The sequence below is a fragment of the Ruoffia sp. FAM 24228 genome (genome assembly GCF_045528575.1).
Classification (GTDB): domain Bacteria; phylum Bacillota; class Bacilli; order Lactobacillales; family Aerococcaceae; genus Ruoffia; species Ruoffia halotolerans.
The window spans coordinates 1-253 of the sequence record NZ_JBGQQZ010000189.1 but is presented as its reverse complement, the minus strand read 5'-3'; the positions used below and the strand labels follow the sequence as shown (position 1 = coordinate 253).

1 protein-coding gene is annotated in these 253 nt (G+C 32.8%); it reads left to right on the top strand.

What is annotated here, in order from left to right; genetic code table 11:
* Positions 1-153: transposase (locus tag ACEN33_RS12605; RefSeq protein ID WP_407095227.1), on the top strand; the 153-nt coding region annotated here is incomplete at its 5' end.
* Positions 154-253: the final 100 nt, after the last annotated feature.

The following is a 253-nucleotide window of genomic DNA, read 5'->3' as shown; positions in this document are numbered from 1 at the left end:
GAAGGTATTAATAATAAAATTAAAGTATTGAAACGAACAGCCTACGGCTATCGAAATTACAGTCATTTTAGAGACCGTATTTTACTTATGACGCGATTATATGTCCCTCAGACAAATAAAAAAGATCGGTTCTTGAATTTTTGGTGTTGGTGAGAGAAATCTCACTGACACCTTTTTTTGTATGTACACAAAAGCCAGTGAATTCCTATATAATAAAGTTACCATACATTACTAAAAGGAGAATTCACTTGGC